A 2,268-nucleotide genomic window follows, 5' to 3' on the forward strand; every position below is an offset into this window, starting at 1 on the left:
CCCACGAACCCGCCAGAATCAGGCTGGCCACCAGCAAGGCGCTGACAATGGCGCCTTGCCCCAGAACAGCCCGATAGTCACGCGTGCTCCAGCCATCTCCAGGCGGATACAGGTTACCTGGCAAAGGCATGGTCTTGCCAAAGCCGATCCCGATCAGCAAGGACATGCCCGTGCCACCCGACCATGCGCGATACTCAAGCGGTTGCCGGTGCCTCGCGGCCGCCAGGCGCATGCCGAGCTCGCGCGCACCGAGCAGGCCGGACACACCAAGCAGAAAAGCCACTGCCGTGGTCAGCGAAGGCGGGCCCAGCTCCCCCGCCAGAAACACGCCACCGCCCAACGACAGTGCGAGCAGTGCCAGCAGCGTGTTGAGCAGGGTCGCTGCCATCCTGCTCCGCCAGGACGAGGCCGAACCGGGCGGCGCGTCCGCGACCCACAGGAAATGCCCCGGGTCGATCGCATAGCCGCACCTCACCCACAACCACACCGCGTCCAGCGGATTCCAGAGCCGAAACTGCCGCCAGGTCGATTGACGCTGGTAGCCCGCCCGGTGGAACAGGTTGGCCGACGCGGTGTTGTAGCCTTCGACGTCGGTCACCACGGCCTCGCATCGCTGCGCGCGCAGGTGGGCAGTGCTCGCTTCGACCAGCTTCATGGCAAGACCGCGCCCACGGCACTGCGGATGCGTCATCAGCCAGGCGATGAAGCCGATTCGACGGCCACTTGGCAACCTGAAGATGCGCAACAGGGATACAGCGACCACCTGGCCATCGACAGTGATGAGCTTGCCACCAGCGTCCCCCGGCAACACGAACCGGGCCTGCGACACCGGAAAGGCCAGCGCAGCGAGTGCCGCGACATCCGGACGGTCCTCCGGGCGAAGATCCCTGATCTCCTCACCTCCTGAATACCTGGCTTCCATCATGCTCACCCGCTGACGGCACACCGTCAGGTATCGCTCTCGCTCATGGCCCGCTCGGCAGCCGCACGCGCATGAATTGCCGTAGTGTCGAACAAGGGCAGCGCGGAATCCTCCGCTCCCACCAACAGCGTGATTTCCGTACACCCGAGGATGATCGCCTGCGCGCCCTGGGCTGCGAGTTTGCTCATGATCCGTCGGTACTCGAGCCGGGATTCGGGTCGGACGACGCCGAGACAAAGTTCATCGTAGATGATGCGGTGGATGATCGCGCGATCCTCCGCATCCGGCACGACAACCTGCAGCCCGTGCCGCTCGCTCAGCCGATCCCGGTAAAAGGCCTGCTCCATGGTGAAACGCGTACCGAGCAGACCGACCACCGAATGCCCCGCCTGCAAGATCTCGCCAGCCGTCGCATCGGCGATATGCAGTAGCGGGATCGAGACGCTCGCCTCGATCACCGGCGCGACCTTGTGCATGGTGTTCGTGCACACCACCAGAAAGTCCGCCCCGGCCGCCTCGAGCGACTTCGCCGCATCGGCAAGAATCTCGCCTGCGCCTTCCCAGTCTCCAGCTCGCTGGAGTGCTTCGATCTCGTGAAAGTCGACGCTGTAGAGTACGAGCCGGGCCGAATGCAGGCCACCCAACCGTGCCTTGATCGTCTCATTGATCTGTCGGTAATAGGGGACAGTGGATTCCCAACTCATGCCACCAATCAGGCCAATCGTCTTCACGTATCCCTCTCTCAATACCTTGCACAAAGGCGTGCAGAGTTTGAATCGCTCCAGGTCGGGGAAGGCCAGGAACCAGAATCAGCCTCGCTCGAGCCTAGCCCCTGCGCGGAGACTCGCTGATCGTTTGCACCGGCCTGGATGAGGGGCGGGGGTTCGTTTACATCGCACCCGACATGCCGATGCCACTTCATTTGAGCTCATCCTCCCCTGCCCTGGCATTCAGGGAACCCTTCTTCATCGCAAAACTGAGCGCGATGCTCGCGAGCGCGTACGGGATTGCTACGCCCATGAATACGATCGCGAGGTCCGAAAAACCAATGAACCCTTGAGGCACCCATAGCAGGTAGACAACATAGAAGGCGCTCATCGCCAGGAAATAGCGCAGCCATGCATCACGTCGTACGAGCATGCGCACGAGCAGATAACAGAGCAGCACGAGATAGCCGATGCCGAAGAGATACCCGAAGCCGATTAGAAAAAGCATCAAGATGATCGTTTCAGCGTCGGACACCAGCAGTGCGGACAAAAACAAATTGCCCAACCCGACCGCCATGAGCCACGCCGCATCCACCGGCGACGAGACATCCTTGCGATAACCGGACCCCAACACGGCGC

The 2,268-nt window shown here is 62.5% G+C and carries 3 protein-coding genes; all 3 read right to left on the reverse strand.

Going from position 1 to position 2,268, the window contains the following annotated elements; genetic code table 11:
* Positions 1–925: GNAT family N-acetyltransferase (locus tag GPA21_RS19915; RefSeq protein ID WP_168989805.1), on the reverse strand; the 925-nt coding region annotated here is incomplete at its 3' end.
* Positions 926–948: 23 nt separating this feature from the next.
* Complete coding sequence (locus GPA21_RS19920; RefSeq protein WP_168989806.1) at positions 949–1,653, reverse strand: amino acid racemase; 705 nt, start codon at positions 1,651–1,653, stop codon at positions 949–951.
* Positions 1,654–1,840: 187 nt separating this feature from the next.
* The coding region (locus GPA21_RS19925; RefSeq protein ID WP_211163729.1) for a hypothetical protein at positions 1,841–2,268 on the reverse strand (428 nt) is incomplete at its 5' end.

This window comes from Azoarcus taiwanensis (genome assembly GCF_012910885.1).
GTDB classification, from domain to species: Bacteria; Pseudomonadota; Gammaproteobacteria; order Burkholderiales; family Rhodocyclaceae; genus Azoarcus_F; species Azoarcus_F taiwanensis.